This is a genomic window from Psychroflexus torquis ATCC 700755 (genome assembly GCF_000153485.2).
Taxonomy (GTDB): Bacteria; Bacteroidota; Bacteroidia; order Flavobacteriales; family Flavobacteriaceae; genus Psychroflexus; species Psychroflexus torquis.
In genome coordinates this window covers 1117162-1138023 of sequence record NC_018721.1, presented here as the reverse complement: position 1 = coordinate 1138023, position 20862 = coordinate 1117162, and the positions used below count along the sequence as shown (strand labels likewise).

21 protein-coding genes are annotated in these 20862 nt (G+C 35.3%); 17 read left to right on the top strand and 4 right to left on the bottom strand.

Features of this window, described 5'->3' with window-relative positions; all coding sequences use genetic code 11:
- Positions 1-3: 3 nt before the first annotated feature.
- From P700755_RS05000 to P700755_RS04945, 12 genes are all read left to right on the top strand, one after another.
- Positions 4-1794, top strand: a complete 1791-nt coding sequence (locus P700755_RS05000) for a tetratricopeptide repeat protein (RefSeq protein ID WP_245536005.1) — start codon at positions 4-6, stop codon at positions 1792-1794.
- Between the two features lie 2 nt (positions 1795-1796).
- Positions 1797-2108, top strand: a complete 312-nt coding sequence (locus P700755_RS04995; RefSeq protein WP_015023646.1) for a DUF4286 family protein — start codon at positions 1797-1799, stop codon at positions 2106-2108.
- A complete protein-coding gene (gene rsmA, locus P700755_RS04990) occupies positions 2105-2971 on the top strand; it encodes a 16S rRNA (adenine(1518)-N(6)/adenine(1519)-N(6))-dimethyltransferase RsmA (RefSeq protein WP_015023645.1) in 867 nt (288 codons plus the stop codon). Before P700755_RS04995 ends, rsmA begins: the two co-directional genes overlap by 4 nt.
- Positions 2961-4310 (top strand): magnesium transporter, encoded by a 1350-nt coding sequence (gene mgtE / locus P700755_RS04985; protein ID WP_015023644.1) that lies wholly within the window; start codon positions 2961-2963, stop codon positions 4308-4310. Before rsmA ends, mgtE begins: the two co-directional genes overlap by 11 nt.
- A 1-nt stretch (position 4311) precedes the next feature.
- The gene (locus tag P700755_RS04980) at positions 4312-4722 is read left to right on the top strand and encodes an acyl-CoA thioesterase (protein WP_015023643.1); all 411 of its coding nucleotides are present in this window, start codon (positions 4312-4314) and stop codon (positions 4720-4722) included.
- Positions 4723-4762: 40 nt separating this feature from the next.
- Positions 4763-5710, top strand: a complete 948-nt coding sequence (locus P700755_RS04975) for a 2-hydroxyacid dehydrogenase (protein WP_015023642.1) — start codon at positions 4763-4765, stop codon at positions 5708-5710.
- 358 nt (positions 5711-6068) lie between these two features.
- Entirely contained in the window at positions 6069-6503 is a 435-nt protein-coding gene (gene tnpA, locus P700755_RS04970; RefSeq protein ID WP_015023641.1) for an IS200/IS605 family transposase, read from the top strand.
- 76 nt (positions 6504-6579) lie between these two features.
- On the top strand, positions 6580-6786 hold the full coding sequence (locus P700755_RS04965) for a hypothetical protein (protein WP_015023640.1): 207 nt from the start codon (positions 6580-6582) through the stop codon (positions 6784-6786).
- 71 nt (positions 6787-6857) lie between these two features.
- Positions 6858-7559, top strand: a complete 702-nt coding sequence (locus P700755_RS18640) for a GLPGLI family protein (RefSeq protein WP_157609252.1) — start codon at positions 6858-6860, stop codon at positions 7557-7559.
- Positions 7560-7585: 26 nt separating this feature from the next.
- Positions 7586-7858, top strand: coding sequence for a hypothetical protein (locus P700755_RS04955; RefSeq protein WP_015023638.1), 273 nt, complete (start codon positions 7586-7588; stop codon positions 7856-7858).
- Between the two features lie 431 nt (positions 7859-8289).
- The gene (locus P700755_RS04950; protein WP_015023637.1) at positions 8290-8979 is read left to right on the top strand and encodes a GLPGLI family protein; all 690 of its coding nucleotides are present in this window, start codon (positions 8290-8292) and stop codon (positions 8977-8979) included.
- A 5-nt stretch (positions 8980-8984) separates the two neighbouring features.
- Positions 8985-9728 carry a GLPGLI family protein gene (locus P700755_RS04945; protein WP_015023636.1) on the top strand — a complete coding sequence of 248 codons (744 nt, stop codon included), beginning with the start codon at positions 8985-8987 and terminating at the stop codon, positions 9726-9728.
- Between the two features lie 168 nt (positions 9729-9896).
- On the opposite strand, the gene P700755_RS04940 is transcribed toward P700755_RS04945, so the two are convergent.
- Positions 9897-11330 carry an IS4-like element ISPto3 family transposase gene (locus P700755_RS04940; RefSeq protein ID WP_015023635.1) on the bottom strand — a complete coding sequence of 478 codons (1434 nt, stop codon included), beginning with the start codon at positions 11328-11330 and terminating at the stop codon, positions 9897-9899.
- Positions 11331-11470: 140 nt separating this feature from the next.
- Here P700755_RS04940 and P700755_RS04935 point away from each other — a divergent pair, with 140 nt between their 5' ends.
- Both P700755_RS04935 and P700755_RS04930 read left to right on the top strand, forming a co-directional pair.
- Positions 11471-12190, top strand: a complete 720-nt coding sequence (locus P700755_RS04935; protein WP_015023634.1) for a GLPGLI family protein — start codon at positions 11471-11473, stop codon at positions 12188-12190.
- A gap of 62 nt (positions 12191-12252) precedes the next feature.
- The gene (locus P700755_RS04930) at positions 12253-14934 is read left to right on the top strand and encodes a TonB-dependent receptor (RefSeq protein WP_015023633.1); all 2682 of its coding nucleotides are present in this window, start codon (positions 12253-12255) and stop codon (positions 14932-14934) included.
- A 140-nt stretch (positions 14935-15074) separates the two neighbouring features.
- On the opposite strand, the gene P700755_RS04925 is transcribed toward P700755_RS04930, so the two are convergent.
- A complete protein-coding gene (locus P700755_RS04925) occupies positions 15075-15413 on the bottom strand; it encodes a single-stranded DNA-binding protein (protein ID WP_041758147.1) in 339 nt (112 codons plus the stop codon).
- A 497-nt stretch (positions 15414-15910) separates the two neighbouring features.
- On the opposite strand from P700755_RS04925, the gene P700755_RS04920 reads away from it, so the two are divergent.
- Genes P700755_RS04920 through P700755_RS04910 form a run of 3 tightly spaced genes read left to right on the top strand, consistent with a single transcriptional unit; the run spans position 15911 to position 18808 of the window.
- Positions 15911-16090: a hypothetical protein gene (locus P700755_RS04920; protein ID WP_015023631.1), complete on the top strand. Its 180-nt coding sequence runs from the start codon at positions 15911-15913 to the stop codon at positions 16088-16090.
- A gap of 43 nt (positions 16091-16133) precedes the next feature.
- Entirely contained in the window at positions 16134-18134 is a 2001-nt protein-coding gene (locus P700755_RS04915; RefSeq protein ID WP_015023630.1) for a tetratricopeptide repeat-containing sensor histidine kinase, read from the top strand.
- A gap of 5 nt (positions 18135-18139) precedes the next feature.
- Positions 18140-18808, top strand: coding sequence for a response regulator (locus tag P700755_RS04910; protein WP_015023629.1), 669 nt, complete (start codon positions 18140-18142; stop codon positions 18806-18808).
- 26 nt (positions 18809-18834) lie between these two features.
- On the opposite strand, the gene P700755_RS04905 is transcribed toward P700755_RS04910, so the two are convergent.
- Together P700755_RS04905 and P700755_RS04900 are read right to left on the bottom strand one after the other, a co-directional pair.
- Complete coding sequence (locus P700755_RS04905; RefSeq protein ID WP_015023628.1) at positions 18835-19794, bottom strand: OmpA/MotB family protein; 960 nt, start codon at positions 19792-19794, stop codon at positions 18835-18837.
- 39 nt (positions 19795-19833) lie between these two features.
- Positions 19834-20598, bottom strand: a complete 765-nt coding sequence (locus P700755_RS04900) for an exodeoxyribonuclease III (RefSeq protein ID WP_015023627.1) — start codon at positions 20596-20598, stop codon at positions 19834-19836.
- Positions 20599-20862: the final 264 nt, after the last annotated feature.

Here is a 20862-nt window from a genome sequence, read left to right as displayed (position 1 = left end):
TCAATGATGAACTATTTTTTAAGTCTTCTAATGTGCTTTATCTTTAGTGTGGGTTTTGCACAAAGTGAAGATTTAGCGAGAAATTATTTAGATCAAGGCGACTATGAAAAGGCCGCCTCTATCTTTGGTAATCTACATAAAAAGAATCCAGGACAACAAAACTGGTTACTTGGTTACGTAGAGACTTTACAAGCCATGGGCAAAACCGAAGACGCTGAACGTGTCTTGAAAACCTATCTCACCGAAATTGGAGAATATCCCAATATTCAAATCGAGTTAGGGTATCTGTACCAAAAACAAAGCGATACGCTAAAAGCCCAAAAGTACTACCAAAGAGCCATAGCACAAGTACAAGCTAGACCAGGGTTTTCGTATTCTGTAGGCAATGTTTTTCAAAAATATGGGTTGCTGGATCTTGCAATCCAAACTTACGAAACGGCCCAGCAGATCGAGCCTAGAAGCAATAACACCATTCAGTTAGCTCGTATTTATGGAGAGCAAAGTAAATACATGAAGATGTTTGAAAATTACATGGATCTCATCGCTAAAAACACAAGCTATTTCCAGATTTTAAATAGAAACTTTACTCAATATATTACCGAAGATGGAAACAACGCTGCCAATGTGGCTCTAAGAAGAGTCCTGTTGAAACGCAGTCAAAAAAATCCAGAGCTTATCTTTAATCAAATGCTGAGCTGGCTCTTTGTTCAGCAGGAGGATTACACAAAGGCCTTTGCGCAAGAAAAAGCTATTTATCAACGACAAGATCTTAAGTCTTTAAGTCGAATTATCGACTTAGCCTTAATTTCTAAAGACAAGAAAGAGCTAACTTCAGCTGAGGAAATGCTTTATTTTGCAGTGGAGAAGGCCTCAAGTCAGCGGGAATTACTTTCAGCAGAACGAGAACTTTTGCTAGTGAAGCAACTTATCATGGCTTCACCAGATGAGTATGAGGCTATTGAAGAGGCTTACGCTAGTTTTATTAAAAAGATTGGCAGAAACAGAGATAGCTTTTTAATTCAAAAAGACTTTGTTGAATTCTTTGCTTATCAAAAGCGAGATATCGTAATAGCTTTAACGCAAATTGAACTTATAGCGAGTCAAGATTTATATCAGCAACAAACTGCAGAACTGAAATTGCTACAGGCTGATTTGATGGTGCTAGATTCAAAATTCAACCAAGCTTTACTCTTGTATACCCAAGTGGAAAAGCTTATTCCAAATACCGATATCGCTAGAGAAGCTAGATTTAAAGTGGCCAAAACCAGTTATTATAGAGGAGATTTCGACTGGGCTTTGACGCAGCTTAAGGTTTTAAAATCATCAGCCTCTCAATTGACAGCAAATGATGCTATGGAATTGGCTCTGCTGATCAAAGACAATAGCCAAGAAGACACGTTGCGAACAGACTTGAAGCTTGTTGCAAAAGCAGATTTGTTGCTGTTTCAAAATCAACCCATTCAGGCTTTAACTATTCTGGAAGGAGTTCTTGAAGACCATCAATCGCCTTCCATTGTGGATGAAGTCTTATTCAGAATTGCAAAACTACATCTAGCCAACCAAGACGTGGAAAAAGCACTTCCTTATCTACAACGTATTGTAGACAAGCATAGCGATGAGATCTTGGCAGACAATGCCAATTTTCTTCTTGGAACGCTCTATATGGATGAACTAAAAACTCCAGATCAAGCAAAACCTTATTTCGAAACCCTAATTTTTAATCATCCCGATAGCCTATATTTTGTGGACGCTAGAAAGCGTTTCAGAATGCTAAGAGGAGATCAAATTCAATAAAAATGTTTATTTACAACGTGACGACTAATATAGAAGAAGATGTCCATGACCAATGGGTGAAGTGGATGAAAGAAGAGCATATCCCTGCCATGATAAAAACGGGAAAGTTTATAAGTGCCACTATGAGTAGAGTGGATGTGATAGAATCTATGGGAGGTATCACGTATTCTACGCAATATAAAGTTCAGAGTAAAGCTGTTTTGGAGCGTTATTTTGAAGAAGATGCAGATGAACTTAGAGCACAAACTAAACCTTTTGAGGGTAAGTTTGTAAGTTTTAGAACGGAAATGGAAATTGTACACGAAGAATTATGAGTGAAAAAGAAAGAACCTCAATAGACGACAAAGTGTTTAAAACAAACTTTGAACAAGGCGTTAGGGAAGTGAAGGCCAAAAAGCATTTGGGGCAGCATTTTCTTATTGATGAAGATATCTCCAAGCGTATTGCAGAGACCTTGCAAAAAGACAATTACAGCAGTGTCCTTGAAATTGGACCTGGAATGGGCGTATTAACCAAATATCTATTGGGAAAATACAGTCAGTTTGTGGCTATGGATCTCGATCGGGAGTCGATTGCCTTTTTAAACTCTTCATTTAAAAAGGAACATCACATTGAGGAGGATTCAAAAGCACTTACGGTGATAGAAGCTGATTTTTTAAAAGTGGATCTTTCAGATTATTTCAGAGATACGCAATTTGCGATTATCGGTAATTTTCCTTATAACATTTCTACACAGATCGTTTTTAAGACTTTGGAATATAAAGAGCAAATTCCAGAATTTTCGGGAATGTTTCAAAAGGAAGTCGCCCAGCGAATTTGTGCTTCAGAAGGGAGTAAAACCTATGGAATTTTGTCGGTTTTGGTTCAGGCTTTCTATAAAGCTGAGTATTTGTTTACAGTTCCCCCAGAGGCATTTGATCCCCCTCCAAAAATCCATAGTGGGGTGTTGAGGTTGCAGCGCAAGGAAAATTATGAGCTGCCTTGTGAGGAGAAGAAATTACGAGATGTGGTAAAAACAGCATTTCAACAGAGAAGGAAAACCTTGCGTAACAGCTTAAAAAAGTTCAACCTTTCACCAGAATTGAGAGAAGATCCTATCTTTACAAAACGCCCAGAGCAGTTGAGTGTTGAGCAATTTATCGATTTGACTTTAAAAATAAGCCAAGATGTCATTTGAATTCACCAAAGAATTTATTGAGAAAATAGAAGTTCTTGTTGAAGAACAAAAAGATCATGAGCTTCAAACGCATTTGGAAGAATTTCACCATGCCGATATTGCCGAGATTCTCGATGAATTGACTATGGATGAGGCCACTTATATTATAAAGTTACTAGGTAGCGATCAAACGTCTGAAGTCTTGATGGAGATGGATGAGGATGACCGAGAGAAAATCTTGAGAAACCTCAATGCCAAGGAAATTGCCAATGAGATTGAGGAAATGGATACCGATGATGCTGCGGATATTATATCGGAACTTTCCGAGGATATCAAGACTCAAGTTATTTCCAACATCAAGGATAAGAAGCACGCAGAAAACATCGTAGAGCTGCTTAAATTTGATGAAAATTCTGCCGGGGGACTCATGGCTAAAGAGCTTATCCGGGTGAATGAAAATTGGAGCGTTACCGGCTGCATGACCGAAATGCGGAACCAGGCCGAAAATGTGAAACGCGTCCACTCGATCTATGTGGTGGATAACAAAGGAAGATTGAAAGGCAGGTTGTCTTTAAAAGATTTGATCACCGCTTCTAGTGAAGCAGAAATTGGAGATGTCTATATCCGTAATGTAGATTATGTAGATGTTCACACGTCTGGAGAGGAAGTGGCAAGAGTCATGCAAAAATATGATTTGGAAGCCATTCCCGTAGTGGATGAATTTGGAAGATTGGTCGGCAGAATTACCGTAGATGATATTCTAGATTTCATTAAAGAAGAAGCCGATAAAGATTACCAAATGGCAGCAGGTATTTCTGAAGACGTTGAGGCAGATAGTAGTGTTTGGGAACTTACACGGGCCAGATTGCCTTGGCTTATTTTGGGACTCTTTGGAGGCTTGGGAGCTGTTTATGTGATGCAAGGATTCGATTCTGCTTTGGAGAAATATGAAATCCTGTTCTTCTTCACACCTCTTATTGCGGCTATGGCTGGAAATGTTGGGGTACAATCCTCGGCGATTATTGTACAAGGTCTTGCCAATGATTCTGTAAAAGACAGCTTAGTGAAGCGACTGCTTAAAGAAGTGGCGTTAAGTATTATTAACGGCTCTGCTTTGGGAATTTTAGTTTTGGTTTTTGGAGCAGCCACCTCTATGGAGTTTTTAGTAAGCCTTACCATTGCGATTTCTATTTTATCGGTGATTATCATGGCGGCTTTAATAGGGACGTTCGTGCCTATTATTTTAAATAAACGCGGCATAGATCCCGCTATTGCAACAGGACCTTTTATCACGACAAGTAATGATATCATCGGGATTCTAGCTTATTTTTATATCGCCAAATTAATACTGAACTTTTAGAATGACGCCTATTCCATTTCAGCAAGAATTAACGGTCGCTTTTCAACATTTGGATGAGTGGAACCATGTCAATAACTTGGAATATATCAAATGGGTTTTGGACATTTCTGAAGCGCATTGGACCACCAAAACTCCTGCTGAAACTCGAGAAAAACACGCTTGGTTTGTCCTGAATCACAACGTGCACTATAAACGCCAAGCTTTTTTAGGCGAAGAGCTCATCTTAACCACTTGGATAGAAACTTATTCGAAAGTGAAGTCGGAACGTCGGGTACTTATCACTCGTAAAACCGATGGAAAAACCGTGGTAGAGGCAAAAACCAGTTGGTGTTTTATCGATAGAGCTACCAAAAAACCAAGTCTTATCACTACGGCTATTATAAGGCCTTATATTGAATTTGAATCTGTTTAGCTTAATGCTTAAGCGACATTCAGTTTAAAACTTTAGTACTATGAACATACTACATCTGGACAGTAATCATCCTTTAATGATCAAGGAATTAACCACATTGGGTTTCGAGAACACTGAAGATTTTACGAGTACAAAAGCTGAGGTGGAAGCTAAAATCCACCACTATGATGGAGTTATCGTCCGGAGTCGTTTCAAAATTGACAAGTTGTTTTTGGATAAAGCCACTCGTCTTAAATTTATAGGTCGAGTAGGCGCTGGTTTAGAAAATATAGACGTTGATTATGCCCGAGAAAAAGGAATACAACTCTATAACGCGCCAGAAGGTAACCGCAATGCCGTTTCTGAACACGCACTTGGTATGCTTCTTTCTTTGTTTAATAAGTTACGTACAGCACACGATGAAGTGGTAAACGGCAAGTGGCGACGTGAGGAAAATAGGGGGCATGAGTTGGAAGGTAAAACGGTTGGTATTATTGGTTATGGTAATACAGGAAAAGCTTTTGCAAAGAAATTGAGCGGATTTGAGGTTGAAGTCTTGTGTTACGATATTATAGAAAACCTTGGCGATAACAATGCCAAGCAAGTTAGCTTGAAGGAATTAAAAGCTAAAGCAGAGGTCATCAGTTTACACACTCCTCAAACGTCCAAAACTTTAGGCATGATCAATGCAAAATTTATAGAGTCAATGTCAAAACCCTTTTGGTTAATCAATACGGCGAGGGGTAAAAGTGTGGTGACAGAAGATCTGGTGAAAGGACTTAAGTCAGGGAAAATTCTTGGAGCAGGTTTAGATGTCTTGGAATATGAAAAAACGTCTTTTGAAGATTTATTCTCAAAAGAGAAAGACATCCCTACGGCATTTCGATACCTTATAGACGCTCCAAATGTAGTTTTGAGTCCACATGTTGCTGGCTGGACTTTTGAAAGCCATATTAAGCTCGCTCAAACTATAGTCGATAAAATCCAAGCCGATTTTAAAGTAGATTGAGTATCTTTAGTAAAAAGTTGACTTATTCAACTATAAAAAGGATAAGTGATGTCTCTAAATAGACATCTTTATATAGGGGGTGATAGGTGTTGTCATAGTGTTATCTATTGCTTTTGGAATAGAATTAGACTGGGAATCCATTTTGAGGGTAGTATCATACTAAAAGATTTACAAGGCTTTCTAACCTCTGTTTTCGTCCTATTGGTTCTGATTCTTGGGTATTTTTACAAACCCGTAAAGGCCTGATTAAAATATATTAAAATTGAAAACTCCCTGCTTTATTATCTAGTTAAAGGTTAAAACCCTGCAATTTCATTGCAGTTACTTTAGTTTCTATAAATTTTTTTAGTTTTGTTGGATGTCAAACTACCGCAAGAATTCCCACTCAATAACTAATTTGAGTTGTCATATAGTATGGGCGACAAAATATCGTTACTCTGTTTTACAAGGCGATATACAGCATCGCTGTCGAGATTTGTTGATACAGATATGCAATTCTGAGAATGTACAAATTCTAAAGGGAGTTGTGAGTAAGGACTATGTACACATGCATGTTGAGTACCCACCTTCATTGAGTGTAAGTATTTTGGTAAAGAAATTGAAAGGCCGCTCTTCTCGCCTAATACAGAAGGAATTTCCCAAGTTGAATAAGCAATATTGGGGTAGACATTTTTGGGAAGTAGGATATGGGGCGTGGATTACTGGCCAGTTAACTGATGAGATGGTTCAAGAATATCTTGAGCACCATAAAGATAAGCCCAATTCAGAAAAAGGTAACTGGATATTAGAATAATGCTAAGAAAGAATTTCATTCTTTTATTTAAAACTATGGACTTCCAGTCCATAGTGGTTTATTAAAAATTAATATCATGAAAAAGTTTTTTTCAATTATCGCCTTAGGAGCGATGACCATAAGTTTAAGCAGTTTTACAAGTTCTGTACAAATTGCTGAATCAAGTCTAAACTGCACAGATGCTGCAATTGCAACCCATGATTTCGCAATGTCTATAGGTTATTCAATGGCAGATGCTTCATTTTATGCTGATGTAACATATGAGATTTGTATGCATAGATAATAAAAAATTAATCTACATTATTTTAATTAACTTAAGGGTTAAAAATTAACCCCTTTTCAATGAATCTTAAAATGCAAAAAATACTAGTAGTTGTTTTTGGTTTATTTTATTTCGTTTGCATGAGTCAATCGGGAAGCGTCAATTATAAAGTAGAACCTATACAACAAGACCAATCTAAACAAAAAGAAATGCCAGGTAGTCTGGCTAAAATTATAAATAAACTAAATAAGCAACTGAAATATGTTGACGTTGTGTTAGAATTTAATGCAGAGGAGTCTATCTTTAAAGTAAAAGAAAGCATGAACAATGATGCTACTTTTCCTCTAAATGATATTTTGAGAGTGGCTAAAGCCTCTGGAGATTATTATACAAACAAAAGTGATGGTGAGTGTTATAAAGTTATTCAATTTCAAGATAAAGATTTAAGCATAGTAACTAACACACCGTCTTGGGAAATCACGAAAGAAACTAAAACTATTCAGGGTTACCAATGTTTTAAGGCGACAACTACATTTTTAGACCCTAATGAATCGGAAAGTAAAGTGACGGCTTGGTTTGTAAAAGATTTGCCTTATGCGTTTGGTCCCAAAAAATATTTTGGTTTACCAGGCTTAATTTTGGAGATTGAAGATTTTGGTTATCGGTTTTATGCCACTAAAATAGATTTATCAGAAAACGGGAAAGACATAGAAAACCCTGTAAAAGGCAAAATATTGACAGAGCAAGACTATTTTGCAGAAGGTAGAGCTATGGGTAATCCTTATAAAAACTAACCTGTCAGAAAACTCATCAAACTTATATGTATAAACTGCTAACGACTCTTTTTATATCTATATTACCAATAACAGATATATCTGCTCAATCCATCCAACTCGATGGTTTTATTATCGATAATCTTCAAAATCCACTGACCAATACCAACGTAATCGCTACGCCATTACAAGAATCTAATACTCAGGTTAAATTTAGCATAAGCAGTTCCAAAGGAGAATATAGGCTGAAGCTGGAAAGCAATAAGCCCTATCTTATAAAAGTGAGGTACTTAAGGATGCGAAAAGAAGAAATTCATTGAACATTTCAATTAAGTTCATTATTATTGCTTTTTATGGAATATTGAATATAACTTCATAAATAGCACGAATTGTTAAGGTTAAACCGTAATTGGGTTACGGATTAATCGTAAATATCACCATAAATTTAAAATTTAACAATTGTATTTATTCAGAACCGTTTTTTTTGTTTTGTTTAGAGCAAATTAAATAAAATAAAAATGTTCTTTTAGATTTTAAAAACGGAAGCGCTCAAAAGATTTAAGACATGAAAATTCATATCTAATGATCAAGCATTAGGAGAATTTATGGATGGTCATAATGTTAGAAGCGGTGCTTATTGGGTATTGGATTTTTTTATAGTACCTTCTGTAATAGTAATGTAGCAATCCAATAATTAATACAATTACCACCCATTTATTGGGCAGTTTTAATTTTACACATATTTTCAGTCATGAAACTTTTAAAGTATTTCCTACTTTTATTTCTATTTAATTTTTCTTCAGCTCAGGAAGGCTCTGTTCAGTACAGAAACGATGCTGAATTAGATTTATATTTTCAAGAGATCAAGGACAACGATTCCATTGAGTGGGAGCGAGTAAAAGAATTTGGGAACCTCAAACTAAAGATAGATAAATCCATACGACACAAATTATTTTTTAAAAACGAAAAAGCGCTATTTAAGCCAATACTAAATGAAAATGATGACTATCTACTCAAACTTTTAAAAGATAAATCAGGGCATTTTTACAAAGACAATGCTGAAAACTATTTTTTCGTAAATAAGCGTTTTAAAAATTTTAATGTGCAATTAGTTCCAATTGAATGGGAAATTACAAGCGATTCTAAGCAAATTTTGGGTTATGAATGCTTAAAAGCCTATGGTAATAAAAATCATGAAGGGACTCATAAATCCTTTTCAAGAATTGAAGCTTGGTTTACTAACGAAATTGAATTGTCGCACGGACCTTATGGAATAAATGGTTTACCAGGATTAATACTTGAAGCTCATAAAGGCAGTTATCACTTTTATGCTGAAGTCCTAAAAATCGAATTACAAGAATCTATTTCAAAACCAACTAAGGGAGAAATCATCACTGAATTCAATTTTAATAAATTGATGCAAAGTTCAGTAAAACAATAACACTTATGAAAACAACACTATTATTTTTTAGTATCATTTTTTTATCAATACAATGCTCATTCTCTCAAAGTGGTGAAATCATTTACAAAAATGAACCCGGTTTACCAGAAGGTCTTGAGGAGATGAAAAAGACAGATCCTCAAAACTACAAGCGCTATTCATTTATGATCAATCAAATGAATGAAAAGACCAAGCGGTTAAGGTTTACTTTAGAATTTAACACGGAGCATTCTAAATTCACTACCAATCCAACTATGGCAAAAGAAGATAATGCCATGGCTAGTATGTCAATGCCAGAAAGTAAATTTTACTACGATCTCCAAAAAAATGAACGTTATGAAGTAAGCAAGATAAGTGGTAAAGAACTCTTGGTAGATAAAACTCCCATCGAGTGGTCAATTTCCAAGGAAACAAAAATTATACAAGGCTTCACCTGTATGAAAGCAGAAGCAGTACAATTATTTTATAGTGTCGATGGAGATTCTGGAGAACTTAGAACCAAAGAACAATCCATTACAGCATGGTTTACAACAGAGTTGCCATTTTCGTTTGGTCCAGAAAATTATGGGGGCCTACCAGGGCTTGTATTAGAATTGAGCACTCAGGGTAAAAATTATAAAGTTGAAAAGATCAATATAAAAGAAAATAAAAGGACGACTATTGATTTTCCTGACACAGAAAATGCCATGTCAGAAAAAGAATCAGCAAAACAACTTCATAAAGTAATGTCAAATATGATGGGAGGATGATTTATTCTATATCCAAATCTTCTGAAAGTATTATTGATTCATGAAAAGTTAAAAAAAATTTTTAAAACCAGAAAGTTGAAAAGATGACCTTAAAAGAATAAAATAATAGCCTGGTTGAGTTTATGTCTTATGAAGTTAAAACAACTCAAGTTTCGCACCTAATCAATTTCACTTAACACCTTGATGATTAAAGCTATGGGTATTTGTTAGAAACCCATAACTCTCAATATCCTCTATTATTTTGGATGTAATAAGTTCAATATCAATTGATTCTACTAGTTTTTCCAAATTGGTTAAAATTAAGTTGACAACTGCCAATATTCTGATATTCAGCTTATTTTCAATATAATCCTGTTTTAAATCTTTAAATAATCCGCCTATGGTTTCATAAGCCTCCATTCTGTACCGAATACTTGTAAGCAGATATTGGGTCATTGCAATTGTTATTTGTGCAATCTGGACATCAAAATTGGTAGACTGACACTTTCCAAGGCCAAAGAGCTGCTTGGCTTCTTTAAAAAAGGCTTCAATTGACCATCGAATACTATATACTTCAATTGCTTTTACAAATTTGAGTGATGTATCGGTGGTTATTAAGGTGTGCCATTTGCCGTTCTTCCCACGTTTTGAGATAAAGAGAGCAACCTTGAGCCCATCAATTTCAGCTATGTAATGATGGTAGTAGTAATTGAATTTACGACAGCGCTTGGGCTTTGCTTTCTGTTTTTTAAGTTGTGCTAAAGTTTTGACCTTTGATCTGACTTCAATTTTACTATTGTATTTATACATTCCAATAATATGGGTCGAACTGCAAATACTTCGTAACTTTTTAAGTAATCCCACACTTGTAAACCAGGTATCTATTAAAATATAGTCTACAGGAATTTTACGCTTTACAACCCTGGAAAACATTTGCACTACTAGGTCTGTTTTCTTTTTATTGAGTTCCCTATACCTCTTTGCCGCAACTGTTTTACTACATCTTGGTGTCTTCTTTTGGGCCTTACGCTGCTTTGCGGTTAGACCATATTTTAATCTTGATGTTTTGCTCTCACGGTGCAGACTAAAATCAATGGGGATAAAAACACTTCCATTCCAATACCCAGCCACAAGTAGCTTGAAACCTAAATAGTAGGTCTTTGACACATGGTTGTAGATCTTTGAGACTCCTTCAATAGTCTTTCCTGTTTTTGAAAGATCAGTATCATCAAAGATCAAGCATCTTGTAGGGTCTGCTGAGGGGGTGAAGAGTTCATCTTTCAATAGATATTGCTTTACAAACTGGGCCAAAAAAGCTCTCCAATTAATTTTTTGATTTGCCAAGATTCGATAGTATGAATCTTTTCCACATTTATTAAGTTCTGGATCTTTGTCAGTTGTAAGTCCATAAATAGAATTAATTCCAATAAGGGGCAAAATCAAGAGCGTAGCGATCAAATCCTCAAATGAAAAACCCGCCTTTTTGCACCAACTGAATTGTTTTTTTATTCTATTGAAGCCTAAAATATTCAGATGTGCCCGTAAATAGTCTGAATTAAACCAAACCTTATTAAACTTCCCTTTTATTTCTTGAACTTTTGCAATATATTCGTGTTGTAGCATGTTTTGTACTTTGTGTTTAGTTACTTAAAGATACAGTAAAACCAAGGGTTTCCCTTGGTTTTCATGCTATTTTTTTCCAATTAAACCCTGTGAATAATGGGTGCGAAACTTGAGTTAAAACAATATAAAAATCTTGCTGTATGAAAAAAATCACATTTCTTATAATACTCCTTTCAAACTTAGCTTTTTCACAAAAAAGCTTTGAAGCAACTTATAAGGTTGAATTCAATTTTGAAGATAAGGAAGAACAAAATGCTATAGTTAAACGGTATAAAAATATAGCGATTAGAAATTCTAAAAAAATAGAATTTACATTAAAAGGGAATGACAAAATTAGTGAGTTTTCGATAAAAAAGAATATGGTCAATGAAGATAAAAATGTCAAAATCACTTTAGCTTTAGCGGGATATATAAATGACGGTTTATATCAAGATATTGAAAATGGATTGTTAATAAGGAATAATCCTGAAAGCTCAAGATTAACAGCAAGAAATGAATTCTTAATTAAAAGTCCATTATTTGATGATTGGAAATTAATTGAAGAATCCAGAACCATTTCAGAAAATAAATGCTTTAAGGCAAAAGGAAAAATTGATAATAATAATGAAGTTAAAAAATATCAAAACATAACAGCGTGGTACTGTCCAGGTATAAATTTCAATTATGGCCCTTTAGGCTTTGGTAATTTGCCTGGTTTAATAGTACACTTAAAGATCGATGAAACTAACTATATTTTAAAAAATCTTCGATTTAGTGACAACAAAAAAGTTGATTTTGAATTACCAGATAAAGGAAAGGAGATTACTGAAGAAGAATTTCTTAAAATCTTCAAAAAAAGAATGAAAGAGTTTCAGAAATAAAGTTAAACGTATATTTTTTTAAAAAACTAATTTTTCAATTCAATTTCAGTAGTAAAGTTTCCATGAGAAATCTCTTAACAAGCCTTTTCATCCTTTTGTTATCAATAACTATTACAACAGCTCAATCCATCCAACTCGACGGCTTTATTACCGATAGTCTTCAAAATCCCCTAGTCAATACCAACGTGATCGCTACGCCATTACAAGAAGTTAATGCACAGATTAAATTTAGCATAAGCAGTTCCAAAGGAGAATATAGGCTGAAGCTGGAAAGCAACCAGTCTTATCTTATAGAAGTAACGCATCTGGGGTTTAAGAAAATCATGGATACACTTCAACTTTCTCAAGACCTTTCCAAGGACTATATCATGGTGGAATCTACTGAAAGTCTTGAAGAAATCCTTATTGAGCAACAAATGGCGGTGATTGTAAAAGAAGATACCATTACCTATAGGACAGACCAGTTTAAAACAGGGGAAGAGCGTAAACTTAGGGATATATTAAAAAAACTACCAGGTCTGGAGGTAGATCGAGAAGGAAATGTCACCGTTAACGGAAAACCTGTGACAAAACTTATGGTAGATGGCAAAGCTTTTTTTACGGGAGACGAAAAACTGGGGGTCAATAACATTCCCGCCGATGCGGTGGATGAAGTGGAAGCTTTGGATAATTATAGTGAAGTAGCTTTTCTTAAAGGTTTGGAAGACAGCGATAAGATGGCGTTAAACATCAAACTGAAAGATGGGAAAAAGAAATTTATCTTTGGCGACATAGAAACTGGCGCAGGAGTAGAAGATCGGTATTTGGTGCATCCTAAATTGTTTTATTACAGTCCCAAGACGGCTGTAAATGCCATTGGGGATTTTAATAACACTGGCCAAAAGTCATTTACCATTCAAGATTACTTAGATTTTGAAGGCGGTATGGCCTTAGCCTTGGAAGATCAAGGGGCCTATTCTAGATTATATTCGGATGATTTTTCACAGTTCTTAAGACAAGATGATTTCATTTTCAATAAAAACGATTTTGGCGCGGCGAGTCTTTCTCAAGAGCTTGGAGGTAACTTCAGTCTGGATGCCTATAGCATTTTTAATAAAAGTAAATTGAGAACCCAAACGCTTGAAGATTTTACTTACCAAACGACAGAAGCTCCGGATGAATCCCGTGAGCAATCCAATAAAAATGACTTGCTTTTTAGCATTAGTAAGATCAAGTTGAGGTACGACAATAACGATGATACCGACTTGCGGGCCAACACCAATTTTAAATACAACACGGCGGAGGCGCAATCTCTTCTTAATTCTGAAGTAGGCAACACGAACCGATTTGTCAATACAAACACCCAACCCGAGAATTTTGAATTCCTCCAAACTTTTAATCTCAATAAGCAGTTTTCTTACAAACATACCTTAAAGCTCGAAGCTGAAATAAAAAGTGAAGACCAAACGACAGACAGGCTTTGGGATTTCAATCAGCCCTTGTTTACTGAGTTAATTCCTTTGGTAGATGAAGGAGATGAGTTCAGGTTAAATCAGCTTAACCAGAAGGAAGTTACCAACTTGAGCCTTAATGCTAAGCATTATTGGGTGCTAGCCGATTTTCATCACATCTATCCTGTGGCAGGTGTGGATTACTTTACCTTCAACTTGAATACGCTGGATGAGCAAATCTTAAACGATGGTAGCACCACTAGTTTTGAGTCAGCGGGATTTAATAATCAGATGGATTTTGAGCTCTTTAATGCGTCGCTAGGGTTTCAGTATAAAACTCAGATTGGAGAATTGGTTTTAAGGCCAGGTTTGGTCGTCAAGAATTTTAACTGGAATGTATCACAGTTTGGTGATGAATTGGTCAATGATCAAACCGCTGTTTTACTTCCCGAGTTTTACGCGGAGTACGAATTCAAAACCTCTGAAAAACTGAGGTTCAATTATAACCGGTATACCAACTTTGGGAATTCTTCAAATTATGCCAACAGATTAAGCCTGCAAAGTTTTAATCAGATTAGACGAGGAAACGAGAATTTACAAAATCAAATTTACCAAACGTCGAGTTTACTTTATAGTCAGTTTAATATGTTCAAGGGTTTGTTTTATAATGCTAGATTGTCTTATACGCATCGAGAAAGCAGCATTAGAAATCAGACTCAGATTGAAGGTATCGACCAAATAAGCACCAGTATTTTTACAGATTTACCTGAAAATACCTATAACGTTAATGGAACTATCAATAAACGTATTCCTAATTATACGTTTACTCTAGGAGGTAATGCAAGCCTATCGGACTACTCCAGGATCATCAACGATGAGGTGTTGGATTATGAAAGTATTAATTTTGGCTATAATGCAAAAGTAACCACACGATATGACGATTGGCCAAATCTGGAAACGGGCGTGAGGCAAAGTTTTTCCAGACTCAACTCAGATGCCATCGACAACAAGTTTACCACTTTGTCTCCCTTTGCCTATTTGGAATATGATTGGGAAGATTTTATTTTTAAGTTCAATTACGATTACAATTATTTTGAAAATCAAACCACAGGAGACGTCAATAGATTTGAAATGGCGGATGCTTCTTTATTCTACGGAAAAGAAGATTCAGCCTGGGGGTTTGAGTTAAGCGCTACCAACTTGTTTGATATTGAATTTAAAAGGCAAAATTCTGTCAATGAATTCATAGTCGCCGACCGAAGACTATTTATTCAGCCTAGGATTGTGATGATTAAGGTAATTTATAAACTGTAAGGGATATGTTGAAAATCTTTTAAATTCTATTGTTAATAGCACATAGCCCACGGTTAAAACCGTGGGCTATGTTGTGATAAAGGAATAAAAAATAGTCTAAGCGATTTTTAAAAATATTCTTTATCAGACCACCAATAATTTTACACCTTCTGCGAGGTCGTCACAATCTCAGAACAATTGATTTCTGTGATGTAGCGTTTTTCACCTTCTTTGGTTTCGTAGGAGCGGGGAGCGAGTTTGCCTTTTATTAAAACCTCTTGCCCTTTTTTGACATAAGTTTCGATAAAGCTAGCAGTTTTGCCCCAGGCAATGATATTATGCCAATAGGTGTTGGTGACTTTCTCGCCGCTAGTGTCGTGATAATACTCGTTGGTAGCGATAGAGAATTTAACGAGTTTTTTCCCAGAGTCAAGGTTGACAACTTCTGGATCTTGGCCTAAGTGGCCCATTAACTGTACTGAATTTTTTAAAGTACTCATAACTATAAAACTAAATGGTTTTTTAAATTGGCTTAGTCTTTCTAAACCACATCGACGGTGTTTCCTATCGACAGGGCAAAGATGAGAGCACGAGTTCCTTTTAATTGACAGTTATCCAGTTACTTCCTTTTACTTGCGTTTACAGACGGTTGTAGCCGTTTGTAAACGTTTTATAGACTTTAATAATCTGTTATTATGATGAGTTTTTCGACGTTATTTTTTAATGAAAAACTGAGAAAAGAGTCTCACATATAAAAAAATAACTCAAACATGTAAATATAATTTTTTTTATAAATTTACATCCCAGCAATAACAAGGCTTTCGAGAGATATAATTGGAAATTACGGTTTAACCGTAACAAGTGTACGGTTAAACCGTAATCCAAATGTTTTTATGTCACTTATATTTGTAAAACAATAATATAAATAGTAAAACAAACATTAATACAAACATTAATACAAACATTAATACAAACATTAATTTTAAAAATTAGAGTCATGAAAAAGATAATTGGAATTTTCACAATGGTATGTTTATTTTTCTTTGCAGGATGTTCACCAGAAGCGTTTAGCGACGATCAATACGAAGGAGAAACTCCAGAAGAGATTTTTGGATCAGGTGGAGAAAATAGAATTTATAAAGCAACAAATACTCCGCCTGATGATAGTGATCTTTAAAATTTAATTTATTTACTTTGGGCAAGATTTTAGAACGAACTTAATGAAGCGTTTCATATACTATTTTGTCGGACTTATTTTTATTATTAGTTGTCAAGATCAAAAAAAAGATAAACTAAAAGTTAATCCTGATCTGAGGGATTCTATTTTGATTTACCTTAAGAAATTTGACAATAACAGTAATAAAGAAGAAAATTTAAATAAATCATTTCAGTTTGTACAACGAATTGAAAATGATAGCCTTCAAATTAAATATCTCAAAACACTTGATTATAGAGCTTTAAATTCAAATTCAAGATATTACCTTAAAATCAATGAACTTGGCAGAAAAATATCTATAAAATATACAGATACTATTTCTTTGGCGAATTTTTATTGGAACTTAGGAGACTTTTACTTGACTTCTAATAAATCTGACAAAGCCTATTTTGCTTACAATGAAGCTGGTTACTTTTACAATAAAAAAAATGATTTAGGAAACTACGCCCAAATGCTATACAATTTAGCATTAATTCAAGCTCGAGCGAAAGATTTTACGGGTACAGAAGTCACTTTAATCAAGGTTGTTGAAATTAGCAAGGAAATTAGAAATTTTGATTTATTATTTAAAGCTTACAGTCTTCTTGGGGTAAGTAATTATAATCTTAGAAATTTTGACGTTGCCTTAGAATATCTAAATAATGCGTTACAGGCTTTAGGTAAAGTAGAAGACCCAGACTTATACAGAGCAGCTACATTTAATAATGTTGGTAATGTTCATGAAAAGCAAAAAAACTTTGATCTTGCTATCAAAAATTATAGAAAGACCTTATTCACCAAAAATCTGTACGAAAGAGATCCTTATCTCTATGCAATGGCTCTAGATAATCTAGCCTATAACAGATTGGAAAGCGGTGAGACTCAAAATGTGCTTCCCGACATGGAAAGGGCTTTAGAAATTAGGCAAAATATTAAGCATCTTGCTGGGATTTCTATTAGTCAGATTCATATCGCAGAATATTACAAATTTATAGGCAACACCATAAAAGCTTTACAACTTGCCGAAGAAGCGAATTCCACAGCACAAAGCAATAATAACAATAGAGATATCTTAGCCTCTTTACAACTCTTGGCAGACTTGCAACCCAGTAACAGCTACTCCTACACAACTTCCTATATTAACTTAAGCGATAGTCTTCAAATTGAGGAGAGAAAAGTGCGTAATAAATTTGAACGTATTCGTTTTGAAACGGAAGAGGTTAAGCAACGTGCAGAAATGCTTGAAGAAGAGCGCACCATCATTTTCCTTATTTCCTCTCTCATCATTATATTAGGGAGTTCAGTCTTTATATTTTATGTTCAGCGATCCAAAAACAGAGCTTTAGAACTGGAACGTGATCAAAAAGTGGCGGATGAAAAAATATACGAACTTCTTCTTCTTCAAAGTGCAAGGAAAGACGAAGGCAAGCGTGAAGAACGGGATCGCATCGCTAGAGAATTACACGATAACATTCTCACTGAACTTTATGCCAACCGGATGAATCTTATGTTTTACAAATATAAAACGGGGATTAAAGGGGATAAAAAATTCGGCCAACTCACCGATAATTTGATGGATGTAGAACGCCAAATCAGGAGCTTATCGCACGAATTATCCAACACCTATTTTGATGAGCATAAAGAATTTGGAGATCTTATTCAAGATCTCATTCAAAAGCAACAGCTAGAGAGAAGTCATCAACTTACAATAGACGATTCTGTAAACTGGTCCTTAATAGCTTCTGTAGTAAAAATGCATACTTACCGAATCCTCCAGGAGGCCACCATGAATATTCAAAAACACGCTGAAGCCAGCTTTGTATTTATCAAATTCAGCTTAAATGAATCTGCAAAGGAAATTGAACTCATTATTAAAGATGACGGCAAAGGCTTTAAAAATCAAAAAAAACCGGGTATTGGATTAAAGAATATAAAGTCTAGAGTCGATGAAGTCCACGGTAAAATAAGTATTGATTCTAAGCTTGGTACTGGAACTAAAATTAGTATTTTTATTCCCCTCAAATAAAACTTATGCCTAAGTATAATGTCCTTCTTGTCGATGATCATCCAATGATAATTGCAGGTTTTGAACAAGCCTTGGAAATCATAAACGAACATGATGATGAACTAAAATTCTCCAAAGATTCAGCCTTAAATTGTACGGATGCCGCCGAAAAAATTTTAAACGAAGATAAAAAGTATGATCTTATCTGTCTAGATCTTTCCCTGCCTGCAAGCAAGGACGGTAAGTATAGCTCTGGAGAGGACTTAGCCAAACTCGCCAAAAAAAAACAGCCTCATGCCAAACTTTTAATCTGCACTATGTTGGAAAACAACTATAAGGTATTAAATGTTTTGCGACGGATAGATCCCAACGGATTTCTAGTAAAGTCGGATACCAACCCAGATATCCTAATTGCTGCTATAGAAAGTTTACTTAAAGGGCATACTTATCACAGTACTACCGTACAAAAAATGATGAAAAAGACTATTGACTTTGCTCATAATATCGATGAAGAAGACTTGAGGATTCTTTATTTAATTTCTAAGGGTATTCTTACAAAAAATATTCCTGACCACATGGATCTTTCCTTAAGCGCGATTGAAAAGCGAAAGAAGCAGATGAAATTTTTCTTTGATATTCCCAATACCAACGATAAAATTTTGGTAGAAAAGGCTAAAGAAAAGGGATTCTTATAGTAAGAATCCCTTTTAGTTCAACTTGTTTATTCACTTAATAATTTCGAAATTTCATCTAGTTTTGGCGTCAATACCACTTCGATTCGGCGGTTTTTAGCTTTCCCCTCCTCCGTTGTGTTAGGGACTAATGGTGCAAACTCACCCTTTCCTGCTGCAGTCAGATTTTGAGGATTGATTTTTCCATTTTTTAACAGCAGTTTTAAGACTTCGGTAGCCCGCTTGGTCGACAGGTCCCAGTTATCTGTTAATGGCCCATTTCCTCCGTAAGGTACATTATCGGTATGGCCTTCTATTAAGACAGCTATATCAGGATTATCTGCGAGGACTTTACCAAGTTCCTTTACAGCTTTTTGACCTTCGCCCCCTACGGTCCAGCTTCCTGAAGCGAACAGGAGTTTATTTTCCATCGACACATATACTTTACCATCTCGCAGCTCGACGCTTAAGCCTTGTCCTTCAAAATTGGTTAATGCTCTGGATAAATTTTCTTTTAAAGAGATCATCTTTTGCTCCTTATCTGCAATAAGAGATTGTAATTCTTCTATCTGGTTGGATCTCGCTTGCAAATCCTTTTGAAGTTGTTCTAGGCGGTTTTGTTCTTCGGCGAGAGCACCTTCTTTTAGCTCCAACTGTTCTAAAAGTTCTCTGTTTTGTTTAGAATTAGCGGCAAGGGCTTGTGAGCTGTTTTGTTCTAAAGCATCGTAAGAATCGTTTAGCTTTTCTAAGGTGCTTTTAGTGGTTTGCAAGTCTTTAGTAAGGTCGTCGCGTTGAGTTTTTAAAACCTCAATTCTATCTTTGGAATAGGAGAGTTCATCTTCCAAGGCTGTTTTTTCAGAATTGCAATCGTCCAACTTTCGGTTAAGTTGAGTATTGACTCTTTGTAAAGTACCAAATTCATCCTCTAGCTCTAAGAATTTTTTTTGGCTAACGCAGCCCACAAGATTTAAAACTGTAAATCCGATTAAAAGAAATTTAATTATTTTCATAGGATAGCTATTTTAATTAGAAACGAGAGCTTAGTTGGTTTATTTCAATTCGAGTAAGACAGGGCAGTGGTCGCTATGCTTAGCGTCGGGTAAAATGACAGACCTAAACACCAGGTCTTCTATTTCTTGAGCAACCAAAAGATAATCTAGCCTCCAGCCTTTATTATTTTGTCGGGCATTTGCTCTATAACTCCACCAAGAATAGTGTACAACATCTTCGTTTAATTTTCGGAAGGAATCCACAAAGCCAGAGTCTTTCAAAAATTTAGATAGCCACTCTCGCTCTGCTGGTAAAAAACCAGAGACTGTTTTTAATCTTACGGGGTCGTGAATATCTATGGCCTCATGGCAAATATTGTAATCTCCACAAATGACTAGGGGAGGGATTTCTTTTTTTAAATTTTCGATATAAACTTTAAAATCATCCATGTAGGTAAACTTATAGTTCAACCTAGCATCGTTGGTGCCTGAAGGAAGATAGAGACTCATTATGGAGACGTCTTCAAAATCGACCCTTAGGTTTCGTCCTTCTCTATCCATATAGTCTATTCCTGTTCCATATTCGACATGCTTAGGTTCAGATTTACAAAGTATACCAACGCTGCTATAGCCTTTCTTTTCTGCGGAATACCAGTAGCAATTGTTATACCCAATGTTTTCAAAAATACTGTTATCTATCTGTTCCGGTTGTGCTTTGGTTTCTTGAAAACAAACCACATCCGCATCTGTAGTTTTTAACCAGTCTATCAATCCTTTTTTGAGAGCGGCTCTTATGCCATTTACGTTATATGAAACAATTTTCATTTCTTCATTTTTGTTCAAAAATACATAAACCTTATCAACTTAGTTTCGGGGTTTTAAAATTTTAATTCCTCATTGAGCGCTTAAGCTGTCTAATGCGAGGAGTCTTCTCAAGGTCTGCCTCTAAATTTTATTTTTTTAGAACTCATATTTTATGAATTGGCAGGGAGGTCTTTAATTTTCTAAAAGTTATTATAAATTTAAGATAATTTAGATACCTGAAAATGAGATATTTAAACTTTTAATTGTTAATAATTTGAAGATAAT

What these genes read in the sequence shown, in the direction of transcription:
- mgtE (WP_015023644.1), top strand. Translation starts at nt 2,961, where the DNA reads ATGTCATTTGAATTCACCAAAGAATTTATTGAGAAAATAGAAGTTCTT.
- P700755_RS04965 (WP_015023640.1), top strand. Translation starts at nt 6,580, where the DNA reads ATGAAAAAGTTTTTTTCAATTATCGCCTTAGGAGCGATGACCATAAGT.
- rsmA (WP_015023645.1), top strand. Translation starts at nt 2,105, where the DNA reads ATGAGTGAAAAAGAAAGAACCTCAATAGACGACAAAGTGTTTAAAACA.
- P700755_RS05000 (WP_245536005.1), top strand. Translation starts at nt 4, where the DNA reads ATGATGAACTATTTTTTAAGTCTTCTAATGTGCTTTATCTTTAGTGTG.
- P700755_RS18640 (WP_157609252.1), top strand. Translation starts at nt 6,858, where the DNA reads ATGCAAAAAATACTAGTAGTTGTTTTTGGTTTATTTTATTTCGTTTGC.
- P700755_RS04955 (WP_015023638.1), top strand. Translation starts at nt 7,586, where the DNA reads ATGTATAAACTGCTAACGACTCTTTTTATATCTATATTACCAATAACA.
- tnpA (WP_015023641.1), top strand. Translation starts at nt 6,069, where the DNA reads ATGTCAAACTACCGCAAGAATTCCCACTCAATAACTAATTTGAGTTGT.
- P700755_RS04995 (WP_015023646.1), top strand. Translation starts at nt 1,797, where the DNA reads ATGTTTATTTACAACGTGACGACTAATATAGAAGAAGATGTCCATGAC.
- P700755_RS04945 (WP_015023636.1), top strand. Translation starts at nt 8,985, where the DNA reads ATGAAAACAACACTATTATTTTTTAGTATCATTTTTTTATCAATACAA.
- P700755_RS04975 (WP_015023642.1), top strand. Translation starts at nt 4,763, where the DNA reads ATGAACATACTACATCTGGACAGTAATCATCCTTTAATGATCAAGGAA.
- P700755_RS04915 (WP_015023630.1), top strand. Translation starts at nt 16,134, where the DNA reads ATGAAGCGTTTCATATACTATTTTGTCGGACTTATTTTTATTATTAGT.
- P700755_RS04930 (WP_015023633.1), top strand. Translation starts at nt 12,253, where the DNA reads ATGAGAAATCTCTTAACAAGCCTTTTCATCCTTTTGTTATCAATAACT.
- P700755_RS04900 (WP_015023627.1), bottom strand. Translation starts at nt 20,598, where the DNA reads ATGAAAATTGTTTCATATAACGTAAATGGCATAAGAGCCGCTCTCAAA.
- P700755_RS04980 (WP_015023643.1), top strand. Translation starts at nt 4,312, where the DNA reads ATGACGCCTATTCCATTTCAGCAAGAATTAACGGTCGCTTTTCAACAT.
- P700755_RS04935 (WP_015023634.1), top strand. Translation starts at nt 11,471, where the DNA reads ATGAAAAAAATCACATTTCTTATAATACTCCTTTCAAACTTAGCTTTT.
- P700755_RS04905 (WP_015023628.1), bottom strand. Translation starts at nt 19,794, where the DNA reads ATGAAAATAATTAAATTTCTTTTAATCGGATTTACAGTTTTAAATCTT.
- P700755_RS04940 (WP_015023635.1), bottom strand. Translation starts at nt 11,330, where the DNA reads ATGCTACAACACGAATATATTGCAAAAGTTCAAGAAATAAAAGGGAAG.
- P700755_RS04920 (WP_015023631.1), top strand. Translation starts at nt 15,911, where the DNA reads ATGAAAAAGATAATTGGAATTTTCACAATGGTATGTTTATTTTTCTTT.
- P700755_RS04950 (WP_015023637.1), top strand. Translation starts at nt 8,290, where the DNA reads ATGAAACTTTTAAAGTATTTCCTACTTTTATTTCTATTTAATTTTTCT.
- P700755_RS04925 (WP_041758147.1), bottom strand. Translation starts at nt 15,413, where the DNA reads ATGAGTACTTTAAAAAATTCAGTACAGTTAATGGGCCACTTAGGCCAA.
- P700755_RS04910 (WP_015023629.1), top strand. Translation starts at nt 18,140, where the DNA reads ATGCCTAAGTATAATGTCCTTCTTGTCGATGATCATCCAATGATAATT.